Source organism: Kribbella swartbergensis (assembly GCF_054784135.1).
Genome location: NZ_BAAGPM010000018.1, coordinates 305,059 through 320,325, shown reverse-complemented (window position 1 = coordinate 320,325; position 15,267 = coordinate 305,059). Strand labels below are relative to the sequence as shown.

The following is a 15,267-nucleotide window of genomic DNA, read 5'->3' as shown; positions in this document are numbered from 1 at the left end:
GGTGGCGGTCGCCCGGCCCGTCACAATCGCACCGGCCGGCACGGGCCGAGCCTGCCCGGCGCCGTCCCGCCTCTGCTGCCGATCCTGCCTATTGACAAATTTTTCTGTCAAGTAGAGTCTGGTGGCGTGCTGGGATACGTAGAGGAGCCCGAGAAGGTCCGGTTGGCGTTGTCGCCGATCCGGCGGCAGTTGCTCGACCTGCTCCGGGAGCCGTCGTCGGCTACCCAGCTCGCGGCCGCGCTCGAGCTGCCCAGGCAGCGGGTGAACTACCACCTGCGCGAACTGGAGAAGGCCGGACTCGTCGAGCTGGTCGAGGAACGGCAGCGACGCGGGTTCACCGAGCGGATCCTGCGCGCCTCCGCGGCGACCCTGGTGGTCGACCCGGCGGTGATGGGCAGCGCGTTCGCCTCGATCCAGGACCAGTACGCCGCCGAGCACCTGGTGGAAGTTGCCGCCGGCACCGTTCGGGACGTGGCCCGGATGCAGGCCAAGGCCGATGCCGCGGGCAAGCGACTGCTCACCTTCACGGTCGAGGCGGAGGTGCGGTTCGCCGAGCCGGGCGACGTCCATCGCTTCACCGACGCGCTGACCGAGGCGATCCGGCGGACGGTCGAGGAGTTCGACACCGACGGCGGCCGTCCGTACCGGCTGATCGCGGGCGGTCACCCGGCGTCCCGCCGTACCGAAGACGCGGAACGCCGTACCGAAGACAGGGGAGGAAAGGCATGAGTCAGGACAGACCGCGGATCGTGGTGACCGTGGCCGCGCCGGTCGAGGCGGTGTGGGACGCCCTGCGCGACAAGGAGAAGATCCGGCACTGGCACGGCTGGGAGTACGAGGGCGCCGAGGGCGGGCTGGACGAGGAGATCGACCTGATCTACTTCACCCAGGTCGATGCCGACGCCGAGAGCGGGACGCTCGTCCTCGGGGACGGCGACCGGTTCGTCGTCGAGCCGGTCGAGGGCGGAACCCGGATCACGCTGACCAGGGCGGCGTACGGCGACAACCCCGAGTGGGACGCGTACTACGACGACGTCACCGAGGGTTGGATCACCTTCCTGCATCAACTGCGGTTCGCGGTGGAGAACCACCCGGGCGAGCCGCGGCGAACGCTGTTCTACTCGGGCACCGGCGATCGGTCGCCGATCGCGGAGCTGGGCATCCAGGTGCAGCCTGCCGGCACGCCGTACGCGCTGGAGCTGATCGGTGAGCCGGTCAAAGGGCAGGTGTGGTTCACGTCCGAGCATCAGGTCGGTCTCACCGTCGAAGCCTGGGGCAACGGGCTGCTCATCCTCAGCCACGTCCCGCCGTCGGACAAGAAGCCGGAAGGCGCGTCGATGGCGATCCTCACCCTCTACGGCGACGCCGACCGCAACTCGCTCGACACCCGCTGGAAGCCCTGGTGGGAATCCCGCTACCCGACGCCCCTGAACCTCAGCGGCTAAGCCCGCTCAGCAGGCCGCCGTATCTGGCGCCCGTACGGCGACGTCGACCGCGACCCGCTCGACACCCGCTGGAAGCCCTGGTGGGAATCCCACTACCCGACGCCCTGAACCTCAGCGGCTAAGCCCGCTCGCGAGGTCGCCGTACGTGGCGCCTGTACGGCGAGATGGACCGCGACTCGCTCGACACCCGCTGGAAGCCATCGTGGGAATCCCACTACCGCCACCCCTGAACCTGGACGGCTGAGCCTCTCGGGAGGTCGCCGTACGGGGTGCCTGTAGGGCGAGGTCGTCCGCGACTCGCTCGACACCCGCGGGGAGCCCTGGTGGGAATCCCGCTACCCAGCGCCCCTGAACCTCAGCGGCTGAGCCCGCTCCGGAGGTCGCCGTACGTGGCGCCTGTACGGCGACGTCGACCGCGACTCGCTCGACACCCGCTGGAAGCCGTCGCGGGAGTCCCGCTACGGCACCCCTGAACCTCGACGGCTAAGCCCGCTCGCGAGGTCGCCGTACCTGGCGCCCGTACGTCGACGTCGACCGCGACTCGCTCCACACCCGCTGGAAGCCCTGGTGGGAATCCCACTACCCGACGCCCCTGAACCTCAGCGGCTAAGCCCGCTCGCGAGGTCGCCGTACGTGGCGCCTGTACGGCGACGCCGACCGCGACTCGCTCGACGACCGCGGGCAGCCGTGGTGGGAATCCCGCTACCCAGCGCCCCGAACCTCAGAGGCTGAGCCCACTCCGGAGCTCGCCGTACCTGGCGCCTGTACGGCGACGTCGAGGGCGACTCGCTCGACGCGCACTGGAAGCCGTGGTGGGAATCCCCCGGCGCCCCTGAAACTCAGCGGCTAAGTCCGCTCAGGAGGTCGCCGTACGGGGTGCCGCACGGTCTGATCAAATGTGACGAGACTCATGGGAGCGGGGCGCTCTGGACCAGGTGCGGGTCGGGCAGGCAGAATCGCGCAGACGGGTTGGCTGCCGGGTGGGGTGTTAGTGGAGACCGAATTCGCGCTGTCGCTCGGTTCGCAGCGGTGGACGCTGCCTGCCGACGGCGACACGATCACCATCGGCCGCGGCTCCAACGCCGACATCAGGCTGCCGTCGGACGACCAGATCTCCCGCATCCACGCCCGGCTCAACCGCACGGGTACGACGTGGACCCTGGTCGACGAGTCCCGCAACGGCACCGCCCTCAACGGCCGCCGCCTCACCGCCCCCACTCCCCTCACCCACAACGACCGCATCCACATCGGCCGCTCAGTCCTGACCTTCCACGAACGCACCTCAGCCGCCGCACCCGATCCCACAGCCGCCACCCAGGCAGCCAGCGGTACCGCAGGCGTCCCGGGTGGAGCTCGCGCCGCGGGCGGGCCTAGCGCCGCAGCCGGAGCCCCGGGTGGGCCTGGTGCCGCAGCCGCAGCCGCGGGTGGAGCTGGAGGTGCGGCCGGAGCCGCGGGCGGGCCCGGTTCCGCGGCGGGAGCCACGGGCGGGGCTGGTGCCGCAGCCGGAGCCCCGGGCGGAACTGGTGCCGCAGCCGCAGCCGCAGGTGGAGCTGGAGGTGCGGCCGGAGCCGCGGGCGGACCCGGTTCCGCGGCGGGAGCCACGGGCGGGGCTGGTGCCGCAGCCGGACCCACGGGCGGAACTGGTGCCGCAGCCAGAGCCGCGGGTGAGGCTGGTGCCGCAGCCAGAGCCGCGGGTGAGGCTGGTGCTGCGGCCCGAGCGGCGGATGCGGTGGCCGCGGCAGGTCTTGCGGCCGGCGGCCCGTCACCCACACCTGCGGCACCGAGCCCGGCGCCTACTCCCCCGGCCCAGTTCGGACCAGGCGGTACGCCCGGAACGCCACCCGAAGCCCGCCCGCAGAGCGCAGACCCATGGGAAGCGCCAGGAGCGCACTCTCCGGCCAGCTCGCACGAGCCGGTCGACTCACGGGCTCAGGCTGACCAGATCGGCGGCCACAGGACGCCAATGCAGGCCGGGTTCGGCGAGCCCGACGTGCGAGCTCAGGTCTCGTCGGTTGGTGGCACCGGGGATGTCCCAAGCGACAGCCCATTCCGCCCAGGCGGCCGTGGCACGCGCGACGCCGACCAACCGGACGCCCGTAGCCGAGCCACAGGAGCAGAAGACTTCCAGGGCGACAGCCCATTCCGCGAAGGCGGTCGAGGGGCGCCCGGCGCCGACTACCCGCGAGCGGGTGACGCAGGGGCGGGAGACTTCCAGGGCGATAGCCCGTTCCGGGAAGGCGGGCGGGGTGAGCCCGGCGCCGGGCAGGCGGACGCGGGTGGGCCTGGTGACGGGCGTGGCGCTTGGGTTGATGGGGATCGGGTTGGTTGGGTGGGGTCGGACGACGACCGCCCGGCGGGTGAGTCGGCGGGGGCGGCGTGGGCTGCTTATCCGTCGGCGGACAATCCGGAGCCGGCGCGGTCGCCGTGGTCGGAGACGAATCGGCCCGCGTTGACGCAGCCGGAAGGCGGCCAGGCCAACTGGTCCGAGTCAGCCGGCTGGCCGGACTCCGCCTTCGAACCGCAACAACCACCCACCCCAACCACCGACCAACCGGAGCAGTCCCGCCGCAAGCCGGACCGCGTACGACGAAAGTCGAAGCGCCGCCCGAAGGAACCGGAGCCGGCGCCCACCCCATCCGACGGAGACGCGGCAAACCAAGTACGACGCGACCCGGAGCAGGCACCGTGGCAACCCGACTCGACCAACGGACACGCGGCAGAGCAGGTACGACGCGAGCCGGGGCAGGCACCGTGGGAGCCGGACCGAGGACCGTGGAAGGCGGAAGCTGCCGACGGACACGCGGCAGAGCGAGTACGACGCGACCCGGAGCAGGCACCGTGGGAGCCGGACCGAGGACCGTGGGAGCCGGAAGCTGCCGACGGACACGCGGCAGAGCGGGTACGACGCGAGTCGGAGCATGGGCCGTGGGAGCCGGGGCAGGGACCGTGGGAATCCGAGCGAGGACTGCTGGATCCAGAGCAAAGACCGTGGGAATCGGGGCAGGTCCACCGGGCCTCGGAGCGTGGGACGCGGCAGGTGGATTCGGCCGATGGGGGTGCCGCCGGATGGGTTCGGCGGGAGTCGGAGGGCGGATCCCGGGCGTCGGAGAGCGGGCCGCAGCAGGTGGATTCGGCCGATGGGGGCGTCGCGGGACGGGTGCGGCGGGCGCCGGAGGGCGGATCGTGGGCCTCGGAAGGCGGATCGCGGGCGTCTGAGCGGGGAGCGCGGGGGCTGGCGGGGGCCGGTGCGGGTGATGGGGATGCGGTTGGGTTGGTGCGGCTTGGGCGGGTGCTGCTTGTGGGGGGCGGCGTGCTCGGGCTCGGGCTGGTCATCAATCTGGTCGCGACGTTCCTCTCCGACGGTGTCGGCGGGCCGCTGCGTTGGCTGGTTCCACCGGCGATCGCGCTGATCGCGGCCATGGTCGTCGCCCTCCTCGACGCCGTCTCACCGGAAGAAGGGCCCGCCGGCAGCCGCCTCGACGCAGTCTCCGCGGAAGAACGGCCCGCCCGCGGCCGCGTCCACGCAGGCTCCGCGGAAGAACGGCCCACGCGCGGCCGCCTCGACGCGGTTTCCGCGGGGGAACGGCCGGCCCGCGGCCGCCTCGACGTGCCGGTCGTCGTTGCGATCGTCGCCGTACTGGTCGGCGTCGGCGTCGGCGGGTTCGCGCTCACCGCGGGGGTCGAGTATGCCGCCGGCTACATCACCGGCAAGGAGTCAGGCGAGGACCGTTTGGTCAAACCCGTCGCCAGGACCGGCGCCGGTCTGACCCTCACCGTCGAGAACGTCACGTACACCAGCCACTTCACCAGGGTCGAGGTTGCCGCCAGCAACCGTGGCGACCAGCCGCTGTCCCTCTCGATCGAGGACAGCGCCTTCACCGGTGCCGACGGCAACTCTTTGACGGCCGACGGCTTCCGCAGTCAGTGGCCCGGCTCGGTCGGCCCGGGCGACGTCGTGCGCGGCACCATCACCTTCAAGGGCCACCTCCCCGAAGGCCTCACCGCCGCGACCCTCACCCTGAAGTCCGGAGCCACCACCTTCACGGTCCCCGGCATCGCCCTCAGCAACTAACCACCCCGGCCCCGCACCCACACCTGCACCACCCTCGGCATCACCCTCAGCCAACAGACCGCCCCGGCCCGGCACCACCACCCACATGGTCCCCCGGCACCACCCCCTAACGGTCTCCCGGCATCCCTCAGCAACTAACCACCCCGGCCCGGCGCCACCACCTACACCGCCCCCGGCACCACCCCCCTACACGGTTCCCCGGCATCCCCTCAGCAACTAACCACCCCGGCCCGGCGCCACCACCCACATGGTCCCCCGGCACCACCCCCTACACGGTTCCCCGGCATCCCCTCAGCAATAACCACCCCGGCCCGGTGCCACCACCTACACCGCCCCCGACGCCACACCTCCCCCCGCATCACCCTCAGCAACTGACGACCGACATACGACCGCCCATGTGCCGGGTTACATCGAAAATTGATATAGTTGCGCCGTGACGCTGGACGTGGATCGACTGACGACGGTGATCGAGGACTTCAACACGATCTTCATCCGGTTGCCGTCTGTGCGGAGGTTCAACTTCTCGACGCTGTCGGTGCTGCACACGCTGGACCGCGGCGGCCCGATGCGGCTGACCGATCTCCTCAAAACCGAGCAACTCAAGCAGCCCGCGTTGACCAGCCTGGTCGCGAAACTCGAGCAGGACGGGCTGATCAAGCGCCGGCCGGACCCGAGCGACGGCCGCGCGATCCTGCTGTCCCTCACCCGCGAGGGCCGCGAGATCGTCCGTTCCCGGCACGCGAACCGCGTCGCGAGGCTGACCGAGCTGGTGGACCGGCTGACCGACGACGAACGCGCCGTCCTGGCCAACTCGATGCACGTCCTGACCCGCCTGACCGAGATCGCCACAGAAACGGCATGAGGCAACTATGAACAGTCTGGAACAGACTCCGATCCACGTCCCCGACGAGGTGCTCGACGACCTGCGCCGCCGGCTGAGGGCAACCAAGTGGCCGCTCGACGCGGGGAACGACGACGGCTTCTACGGCGTACGTCGTACCGACCTGCAGGAACTCGTGGAGTACTGGGCCGACGGGTACGACTGGCGCGCGGCCGAGCGGGCGATGAACGAGTACGAGCAGTACCGGGTCGACGTAGGCGGCGTACCCGTGCATTTCATGCGCAAGGCCGGTGTCGGGCCGGATCCGATCCCGTTGATCCTGAGTCATGGCTGGCCGTGGACGTTCTGGCACTGGTCGAAGGTGATCGATCCGCTTGCCGATCCGGCGGCGTACGGCGGTGACCCGGCCGACGCGTTCGACGTGATCGTGCCGTCGCTGCCCGGGTTCGGGTTCTCCACGCCGCTGGTGAACCACCCGGACATGAACTTCTGGAAGATGGCCGACGTCTGGCACGAGTTGATGACCGGCGTTCTCGGGTACGAGCGGTACGCCGTCGGCGGCTGTGACGTCGGCGCGCTCGTCGCCGGGCAACTCGGGCACAAGTACGCCGACGAGCTCTACGGGATCCACATCGGTTCGGGCCTGAAGCTGACGTTCTTCAACGGCGACCGGGCCTGGGATTTCTCCGGCGGCAACCCGCTGCCACCGGACCTGCCGCCGGACGTGCACGCCAGGATCATCGAACTGGACCGGCGGTTCGCCTCCCACCTCGCGACGCACGTTCTCGACCCGAGCACCCTCGGCTTCGGCCTGGCCGATTCGCCGGCGGGAATGCTCGCCTGGTTGCTCGAGCGGTGGTCGAAGTGGTCGGACGGAGACGTCTTCAGCAAGGACGACGTACTCACGCATGCCACGATCTACTGGGCGGGTAATGCGATCGACACGTCGATCCGGACGTACGCCAACAACAACCGCTACCCGTGGACGCCGTCACACGACCGGACGCCTGTCATCGAGGCGCCGACCGGCATCACCTTCGTCGGCTATGAGAACCCGCCCGGCGTCAGCACTCCCGAGGAACGCGTCCAGCACTTCCTCGCCAGCGACCGCGCACCCTGGTACAACCACGTCAACATCACCGCCCACCCCCGCGGCGGCCACTTCATCCCCTGGGAACTCCCCACCGAGTGGACCGACGACCTCCGCCGCACCTTCCGCCCCCAACGCCCGCAGCCGCGGAAACCCGACCTGTGAGTCCGCAGCGGCATCCTGCTCACCGTCTGAAGGATTCGGCGGTCCGTCTGTCCGCAGGGAGGTAGGTCTCGACGGCGACCTCCTCGAGGGTGATGTCGAAGGGCGCGCCGAGTTTGCCGAGGGCAACGTCGAAGTCCTCCGCCCCTTGCTGCACGGGATTTCATCGAGCGCCTCTCTCGAGGACGAGATCGTCCAACGACAGAAGCCGACGTACGGCGCCGTGTCGGACAAGTTCCGGGCCGGGGCGCGCGTTGCGGGCGGGTTGGGACGTCTGTCAAATCTTTCGATTTTGGTCGAAAGGTGTCGTAGGCAACAAGTACAGCGGCAGCGCAGCGTGCTGGGACCGCCACTCACCGCACCGACAGCGCGCGGCAGCAGCGGTGTGGCGACTCCGTTTCGGCGGTGAGCGAAAAAGTCACCCAGATGTCGGTGATCACCGTTAGAGTGTGCCGGTCTCGGGTCGACCGAGATCACTTTGTGCCCTGGAGGGGGACCCCTTGATGAAACTGCAGCGCCTCGCGCTCGCGATCGCGGGCGTAGGCATGCTCGCCGCCACCGCCGCGTCCGCACCGGCCGTCGCCACCGGTCAGGCCGACCCGAAGCCGTCCTTGTCGGCGAAGGTCGCCGACACGCTCAAGCCACAGTCGATGAACGCCACTGCGGTGGGATCGCCGTGCATCAGCTCGGTCGGGTCGCCCACGGCCGCGGCCACCCTGGAGTCGACGGACGTCACCGCGGCCAGGCCGCCGCGGGCGGAGGTGTACGAGCCGTTCAAGTATGTCGGCACCCGCGCCAACGCGACCTGGTACGCGGCCACCAATGCCACCGCCACCCAGTTCTACTTCTACGGCCTGTTCCTGCAGGCCGGCAACCTCTACCGGCACACGACGTACCTCCCGGAGGACCGTCCGCCGGTGCCGACCTTCAAGCGGATCGGGTCGGGCTGGACCAGCTTCAAGTCGATCGCCACGTCCAACTACAGCGTCGCGCAGCCCCGGCACGCGTACCTGTACGGCCTGAACACCAACGGCAACCTGTACCGCTACGCCCAGGTCAGCGGCGGCTTCCGGTCGCTCGGCTACTTCCCCGGGTTCCGCGGCTTCAAGGCGATGACCGTCATCAGCGAGACCGCGACCTACGACACGCTGCTGATGACCACCAACGCCGGCGCGCTCTACACCATCCGGATCCCGGTCACCGCGACCGCCAAGCCGGTCGTCAAGCTGATCCGCAGCACCGGCTGGGCCGCCTACGAGTCCCTGGTCGTCCAGGGCTGCGGCACCCGCGGCGGCTCCCTGGTCGTCGCTGTCGACCACAACACCCAGGCCGGCTACCAGTACGCGATGAGCAAGGCGAACGGCACCGCGACCGCGATCACGTCATACGGCAAGATCCCGGCCGTCTTCAACGGCGTCAACCACGTCTCGCTCACCACGCACTACGACCAGCTGGTCGGCGAGTAACCTCAGCGGTTTCAACCGCCAGCTAAACGCAAGACCCACCCAACCGGGGACGCCGCGACCGCGGCGTCCCCGGTTGTCTTCGGCAGCAGCAGCTGACGTGCAGACCGCTCGGGTCGTACCCCATGAGGGAATCAGGAGTAAGACCCGGCGGATTCGGCGCGGCGCGGCGCGGCGTCTGGGCTCTGGGACGGGTGCGGAGACCGCGGCGGGCTGCTGCTCGGAGTGACAGCGCACGGTGGTCGTGAGGTGGCGGCGTAGGCGCGGAGGCGTTCGACGCGGGTCGTGAAACGACGAAGTGCCTGGTCGATATTGCTCTGACCAGGCACTTCTCGAGGGGTGGAGGTGGCGGGAATCGAACCCGCGTCCTTCAGCGTTGCTTCAAGGCTTCTCCGGGCGCAGTCTGTTAGTCGCTTTTCTCAGCCCCAGCGCTCTCACAGACACGTCGCTGACAGGCTCAGTCACTGTAAATGTCCCACACCAGCCCCGTGACCGGGCTAGTGCAGCAAGCTCCCTAGCTGAGGCCAGGAACCGGGGCGGGAGCGTCCCCGGGCTGACCGCTTCTTTAGATGCTCAGGCCGTCAGGCGGCGAGAGCGAAGCTACTGCGCTTAGCGTTGGCAGTTATTGGTTTCCAGAGATCGTTAACGAGATAACCCTGGATCCTCGGCCCGCTTCCCTTGGAACTAACGTCCAAAGTCGAAACCGTTCACCCCCTGTTGAGTTGTCAAACTCCCACCATCCCCGAAGGGCCGGTGGAAGATCCACACTATCAAGCACAACAACCCACCCGCACCTGGGATTCCCGTGTCCGCCCACGAATCCGGTACGGCGGCTCGCCGCTCGAGCAGTACGTCGACCACAAGGACCCGCTCAACCCGAGGATTCCCGCCGGCAGACCGCCGTACGGCGGCCGAGGCCAACTACCCAAAGTTACTTGATCAAGCGCAGAGTGAACGGGTAGCGGAAGTTCGAGCCGACCGCGGTGGCCAGGCCGCCGATGCCGGTCAGGACGAACCAGAGGAGACCGAGCAGCGGGAAGAGGAACGCGGTGAACCCCTCGGTCACCCCGGTCATGATCCCCAGCAGCGCGAACGCCCCGAACGCGCTCAGCTGGAAGTTCAGCGCCTCGACCGCGTGCTTGCGCACCGCCGGGTTCTTCTGGCCGGCCGTCGCGACCACGATCGCCGGGCCGACGAAGAAGGTCGGGTACCCGAGCCAGTGGGCGACCGTTCCCATCCCGCGCCCGTCGCCGTTGTACCGCTGCACCTGGGTCGGCCGGGTGAAGGCTGCCGGTGCGTACGTCGGGACCGGGCGGGCGACCAGGCCGTCGAACGTGCTGTTCAGCTCGGCCCGGGTGCGTGCCTTGAGAGCCAGCTCCAGCCGGGTGTCGAACTCGAAGTGGTCCAGCCGGCCGTCGGCGTACATTTCTTTCAGGATCTCGACGGCGCGGTCCCGTTGGGCCGGCGTCACCAGCAGGTCTGAAGTGGACATGCATCCACTGTGCGCGCCGCGAGCCGCTCACCCCATCGGGTGCAGCCCCGACCCGCCCCTGACCGGACCCCAGCCCCGACTCCGGTACGACATGGCATGTGCCGCGGGGCCGCCCCGCCCTGACCGGACCCCAGCCGCGACTCCGGTACGACACGGCATGTGCCTCGGCGCCGCCCCGCCCCCTGTTCTTCCTGCTTGAGCGTATCCGTTTTCGCCGGCCCGCCCGTGGAGTTATCCACAGGGCAGGGCTCAGCGTCGGCGGGTGCGGTCCGTGAGGGCTCGCTGGGCCTCGCGGTTCGCCTGGCGTTCGGCGAGGGCGTGGCGCTTGTCGTAGTCCTTCTTGCCCCGGCCGGTGGCGAGTTCGACCTTGGCGTAGCCGTCCTTGAAGTAGAGGGACAGCGGGATCAGCGAGACCCCCTGCTGCTCGACGGCGCGGATCAGCTTCTGCATCTCGTCCTTGTGCAGGAGGAGCTTGCGGGTGCGGCGCGGCTCGTGGTTGGTCCAGGTGCCGTGCTTGTACTCGGGGATGTGCATCCCCTGCAGCCACAGTTCGTTGCCGCGGATCGCCGCGAACGCGTCGACGAGGGAGGCCCGACCCTGCCGCAGGGACTTCACCTCGGTCCCGGTCAGCACGAGTCCGGCCTCCACCACGTCCTCGATGTGGTAGTCGTGCCGCGCCTTACGGTTCTGCGCGATCGGCTTCCGACCGGTCTCTTTCACCATCCAGCCAGTATCCCAGATCGCTCACAACCACTTCATCGGATTAACCACCCGGCCGTCCTGGTAGACCATGAAGTGGAGGTGGCAGCCGGTGGAGTACCCGGTGGTGCCGACGTACCCGATGATCTCGCCACGGCTGACCCGCTCGCCGACCCTGGCCTTGTAGCGGGACAGGTGGTTGTAGACGGTGGTGATGGAGGAGCCGTCGATCACCCCGTGCGAGATGAACAGCCGGTTCCCGTAACCGCCGTTGTAGTACCGGTCGGTGACGACGCCGCCGGCCGCCGCGCGGATCGGCGTACCGCAGGCGCCGCCGAAGTCGGTCCCGTCGTGCAGCTTCCAGTAGTGCAGGACCGGGTGGAACCGCATCCCGTACGGCGACGTGATGTAGGTGTTGAGGGGGTAGCTCAGCCGGCCGTTGTCCTCCCGGTCGTCCGGCACCGGCCGCGGCGGGCGGCCTTCCTTCCGGGCCTTCTCCCGCTCGGCCTTCTCCCGCGCCGCCTTCCGCCGGGCGGCCGCGGCCTTCTCGGCGCGGGCGCGCGCGATCAGGATCTGCTCGACCCGGCTCCGCTCCCGGAGCAGCGCGTTGTACTGCGCCTGCTCGGAAGCCTTCTCCTTCTCGGCGGCCTTGTAGGCGACCAGCTTCGCCTGCGCGACCACCGCGGCCTCGGCCCGGTCGGCGGCGACCTGCTTGGTCAGCTCGGTCACCTGCCGCACGGTCCGGGCGGCCTCGGCCCGGGCCGTCTCGGCGGCCTTCTCGGCCTCCGCGACCTTGGCCCGCTTGCTGACGAGCTGGGCCTGCGCGTTGTTCAGGCTGGTGATCGCGTTGCCCTGGATGCCGAACACGTTGCGCTGGACCTGCATGCCGGTCGCGATGTCCGCCGGCGACGCGCCGCGCAGCGCGATCGACAGCCCGACCAGGCTGTTCTGCTGCTGGTACGCCGACCTGACGGCGCGACCGGCCACGGCCCGCTTCTCGGCGATCAGCTTCTCGCCCGCCTCGACGTCGGCGACCGCCGTACGCAACGCGGCCTCGGCGGCGCGGAGCTTGCCCGCGGCAACCGCATCGGCGGCCCTAGCCGCCGCGAGCTTGCCCTGTGCTGCGGCGTACCGGGCCTGGACGGCCTTGTACTTCGCCTCGGCGACGGTGTACGCGGCAACGGACTTGCCGAGTTGATCGGCCGCGGCGGCGAGCTCGGCCTTGGACTGGCCGATCTGCGCGTCGAGTTGCTTCTTCTTGGCCGCTGGATCCGGTGGGTCCGCACTCGCGGACGGGACCACCGCCAGGGCACCGGCGGACAGGGACAGGACAAGGCAGCAGGCGGCGACGACCGTCTGCCGGCCCGGCGGTCTCGTGCGTGATCGCGGGCGCGGCGTGGCGGAGGTGCCGGTGCTGTCGTCTCGCTTGATGCTCCCCCGCTGACGCGGGTTCGCACCGGGGAAGTGCGGGACCACAGGTCGACCCCTTGCTCTGGGTGAAGTTGTCGTGCGGTACAGGAGTGATTGCTGTTACTCCTGTTACCGCACGATAGATCACCCGGGTCAGACTTTGAGGTATTTCCGCGTTGTCAGGAATGTCGGGACGACGGCGAGCACCAGTCCGACCACGACCATGATGAGGGTGGCCCGGAAGGTCTCGGTGGCGCCGACCCACTGCCAGACCCGGAACGTCTCCTGGGCCCGCTGCATGACGACGAAGTACACCCCGACCCACAAGGTGCCGCAGGCAAGGATCGCGCCGATGAGTGCTGCCAGGACCGCTTCGAGCAGGAACGGCAGCTGGATATAGAAGTTCGACGCGCCGACCAGCCGCATGATGCCTATCTCACGTCTGCGGGCGTACGCCGCCAATCGGATCGTGTTCGAGATCTGCATCAGCGCCGCCACCAGCAGCAGTCCCGCGGCGACCAGCGCTCCGACTTGCAAGCCGTTGAGTGCCTTGAACAACGGATCCAGGTACTGGCGCAGATCCTGGACGGTGTCCACTCCGGGGAGGCCGCTGACCGCGCTGACCAGGTTCTGGTACCGCTGTGGATCCTTCAGCTTGACCCGGAAGGACTCCTGCATCTGGTCCTCGGTGACCGTGCTGACGATCGGCGAGTCCTTGTACAGCTTCTTGAACTGCTCGAACGCTTCCTTCTTCGACTCGCCGAAGACGCCGTCCGGGGCGGTGTCCGGGTTCGACTCGATCACCTGGCGGATCCGGTTCTTCTGCTCCTGGGTCACCTCGGCGCCGGAGCAGCCGCGGCCGCCGGAGTCCTTGGTGCAGAGGAAGACCGAGATCTGGATCTTGTCGTACCAGTTGCCCTTCATCAGCTCGACCTGCTCGCGGGCGAGCAGCGCGCTGCCGAACAGCGACAACGAGACCCAGATGGTGACGACGACCGCGATCGTCATCGACAGGTTCCGCTTCAGGCCGATCCCGAGGTCGGAGAGGATGTAGTTCAAGCGCATCAGTCAGTAGTCCCTGGTCTCAGTGCTGGTAGCCGTAGACGCCGCGCGACTCGTCGCGGACGACATGACCGTTCTCCAGCTCGATCACGCGCTTGCGCATCTGGTCGACGATCGACACGTCGTGGGTGGCCATCACCACCGTGGTCCCGGTGCGGTTGATCCGGTCCAGCAGCTTCATGATGCCGACCGACGTGCCCGGGTCCAGGTTTCCGGTCGGCTCGTCGGCGATCAGGATCATCGGCCGGTTCACGAACGCCCGGGCGATCGCGACCCGCTGCTGCTCACCGCCGGACAGCTCGTCGGGCAGCCGGTCCTGCTTTCCGTCCAGGCCGACCAGCTCCAGCACCTCGGGAACCGTCTTGCGGATGTGCGAGCGGGGCTTGCCGATCACCTGCAGGGCGAACGCCACGTTCTCGGCGACCGTCTTGTTCGGCAGCAGCCGGAAGTCCTGGAAGACGGTGCCGATCTGGCGCCGCATCTGCGGGATCCGCCAGCTGGCCAGCCGGTTCAGGTCCTTGCCGGCCACCATGATGTGACCCTTGGACGCCCGGTGTTCACGCAGGACCAGACGAAGGAACGTCGACTTGCCGGACCCGGAGGTGCCGACCAGGAAGACGAACTCGCCTTTCTCGATCTCGACGTTGACGTTCAGCAGAGCGGCCTTGGACTGGCCCTCGTACGTCTTTGACACATTCTCGAAGCGGATCACGGGATCATCCGGCCGTGGTCGGGAACAGGGAGCGGCGCAGCGGTAACCACCAGGAGACCGTACGCCACCGGAGCGGCCGCGGATCAGTCTAGGTGGTCCCGGGCGTGCCGCCGACCAGGCGTGCCGCACCGTACAGGCGCGTCCGATACCCGGCGTACGCCGTAGCCGAGTTCAAACGGGCGTACGACGTACGCGAAGAGCCGCTGGGGTCAGGCTGGAGCTGGGGCGGTGCCGTTGCCGTTGTCGGGGCGGGCGTCGGCGATCCGGGCGACACGCGGCTCGGGTTTGCGGCCGGCCCGGCGGGCGGCCTCGACGTGCAACCGTGCCAGCTCGACGGCTTGGCGGGGGACCTTGACGGTCTTCTTCTCAGCCATGCTCACCGTCTTCCTCGACGACTTCGGTGTCTGCTTCCGCGATATCAGCGTACGCGGCCGGGCCGACGCGGTCGATCGCGACGGCCGCGGTCAGCGCGGCGACCAGGTCGTAGTCCTCCGGCTGTAACAGTTCCGACCGCATCAGTGAGCGGAGCGTGACGACACCGGCGTCCGTGCCGGAGTCGGTGCCCTCGAGAATCTGCTCGACCGCCCACCGGACCATCCGCATCGTTTCCTCGCGGTGCCGCCAGACATCCAGCTCGCGGTCGGACTTGCGGGTCAGGTACGCCCCCAGCACGACGCCGCCGAGGGCGAGGAACGGGCTGAGCACGGTCGCGACGACACCGACCACCGAGATCCAGGTGGGAATCACGGACACACCCCGGCGCGCATACACGTCCTCCCAATTCCGTGGTGATGACCGGTCGAAGATGTTACGAAGGGA

The 15,267-nt window shown here is 69.1% G+C and carries 15 protein-coding genes, 1 other RNA gene and 1 pseudogene; 7 read left to right on the top strand and 10 right to left on the bottom strand.

What is annotated here, in order from left to right; all coding sequences use genetic code 11:
* Nucleotides 1-126: 126 nt before the first annotated feature.
* The 3 genes and pseudogenes from ACYVOK_RS16855 to ACYVOK_RS16845 form a co-directional block, all read left to right on the top strand.
* Nucleotides 127-729, top strand: a complete 603-nt coding sequence (locus tag ACYVOK_RS16855) for a helix-turn-helix domain-containing protein (RefSeq protein WP_460663371.1) — start codon at nt 127-129, stop codon at nt 727-729.
* Complete coding sequence (locus tag ACYVOK_RS16850; protein ID WP_460663370.1) at nt 726-1,445, top strand: SRPBCC family protein; 720 nt, start codon at nt 726-728, stop codon at nt 1,443-1,445. Before ACYVOK_RS16855 ends, ACYVOK_RS16850 begins: the two co-directional genes overlap by 4 nt.
* Before the next feature lie 910 nt (nt 1,446-2,355).
* A pseudogene (locus ACYVOK_RS16845) lies at nt 2,356-2,709 on the top strand (FHA domain-containing protein); the annotation flags it as partial.
* 106 nt (nt 2,710-2,815) lie between these two features.
* Here the strand turns inward: ACYVOK_RS16845 and ACYVOK_RS16840 are convergent.
* On the bottom strand, nt 2,816-3,226 hold the full coding sequence (locus ACYVOK_RS16840; protein WP_460663718.1) for a hypothetical protein: 411 nt from the start codon (nt 3,224-3,226) through the stop codon (nt 2,816-2,818).
* 1,508 nt (nt 3,227-4,734) lie between these two features.
* On the opposite strand from ACYVOK_RS16840, the gene ACYVOK_RS16835 reads away from it, so the two are divergent.
* The 3 genes from ACYVOK_RS16835 (at nt 4,735) to ACYVOK_RS16825 (ending at nt 7,613) form a co-directional block, all read left to right on the top strand.
* Nucleotides 4,735-5,517 (top strand): hypothetical protein, encoded by a 783-nt coding sequence (locus ACYVOK_RS16835; protein WP_460663717.1) that lies wholly within the window; start codon nt 4,735-4,737, stop codon nt 5,515-5,517.
* Between the two features lie 433 nt (nt 5,518-5,950).
* On the top strand, nt 5,951-6,379 hold the full coding sequence (locus tag ACYVOK_RS16830; RefSeq protein ID WP_460663369.1) for a MarR family transcriptional regulator: 429 nt from the start codon (nt 5,951-5,953) through the stop codon (nt 6,377-6,379).
* 7 nt (nt 6,380-6,386) lie between these two features.
* Nucleotides 6,387-7,613: an epoxide hydrolase family protein gene (locus tag ACYVOK_RS16825; RefSeq protein WP_460663368.1), complete on the top strand. Its 1,227-nt coding sequence runs from the start codon at nt 6,387-6,389 to the stop codon at nt 7,611-7,613.
* A gap of 19 nt (nt 7,614-7,632) precedes the next feature.
* Here ACYVOK_RS16825 and ACYVOK_RS16820 read toward each other — a convergent pair whose 3' ends face one another.
* Complete coding sequence (locus ACYVOK_RS16820) at nt 7,633-7,767, bottom strand: hypothetical protein (protein WP_460663367.1); 135 nt, start codon at nt 7,765-7,767, stop codon at nt 7,633-7,635.
* A 346-nt stretch (nt 7,768-8,113) separates the two neighbouring features.
* Between ACYVOK_RS16820 and ACYVOK_RS16815 the strand changes: the two genes are divergently transcribed.
* Nucleotides 8,114-9,076 carry a hypothetical protein gene (locus tag ACYVOK_RS16815; RefSeq protein ID WP_460663366.1) on the top strand — a complete coding sequence of 321 codons (963 nt, stop codon included), beginning with the start codon at nt 8,114-8,116 and terminating at the stop codon, nt 9,074-9,076.
* A gap of 334 nt (nt 9,077-9,410) precedes the next feature.
* Here ACYVOK_RS16815 and ssrA read toward each other — a convergent pair.
* The 8 genes from ssrA to ACYVOK_RS16775 all read right to left on the bottom strand — a co-directional run bounded on the left by ssrA (nt 9,411) and on the right by ACYVOK_RS16775 (nt 15,195).
* Nucleotides 9,411-9,788, bottom strand: a transfer-messenger RNA (tmRNA) gene (gene ssrA / locus ACYVOK_RS16810).
* A gap of 216 nt (nt 9,789-10,004) precedes the next feature.
* Nucleotides 10,005-10,565, bottom strand: a complete 561-nt coding sequence (locus ACYVOK_RS16805) for a DUF4870 domain-containing protein (protein ID WP_460663365.1) — start codon at nt 10,563-10,565, stop codon at nt 10,005-10,007.
* 249 nt (nt 10,566-10,814) lie between these two features.
* Entirely contained in the window at nt 10,815-11,288 is a 474-nt protein-coding gene (gene smpB, locus ACYVOK_RS16800) for an SsrA-binding protein SmpB (RefSeq protein WP_460663364.1), read from the bottom strand.
* Between the two features lie 21 nt (nt 11,289-11,309).
* Nucleotides 11,310-12,740, bottom strand: a complete 1,431-nt coding sequence (locus ACYVOK_RS16795) for a peptidoglycan DD-metalloendopeptidase family protein (RefSeq protein ID WP_460663363.1) — start codon at nt 12,738-12,740, stop codon at nt 11,310-11,312.
* Between the two features lie 87 nt (nt 12,741-12,827).
* A complete protein-coding gene (gene ftsX / locus ACYVOK_RS16790; protein WP_460663362.1) occupies nt 12,828-13,739 on the bottom strand; it encodes a permease-like cell division protein FtsX in 912 nt (303 codons plus the stop codon).
* 19 nt (nt 13,740-13,758) lie between these two features.
* A complete protein-coding gene (gene ftsE / locus ACYVOK_RS16785; RefSeq protein WP_460663361.1) occupies nt 13,759-14,448 on the bottom strand; it encodes a cell division ATP-binding protein FtsE in 690 nt (229 codons plus the stop codon).
* Between the two features lie 209 nt (nt 14,449-14,657).
* Entirely contained in the window at nt 14,658-14,822 is a 165-nt protein-coding gene (locus ACYVOK_RS16780) for a hypothetical protein (RefSeq protein WP_460663360.1), read from the bottom strand.
* A complete protein-coding gene (locus ACYVOK_RS16775) occupies nt 14,815-15,195 on the bottom strand; it encodes a hypothetical protein (RefSeq protein WP_460663359.1) in 381 nt (126 codons plus the stop codon). The genes ACYVOK_RS16780 and ACYVOK_RS16775 overlap by 8 nt, the downstream gene beginning before the upstream one ends.
* Nucleotides 15,196-15,267: the final 72 nt, after the last annotated feature.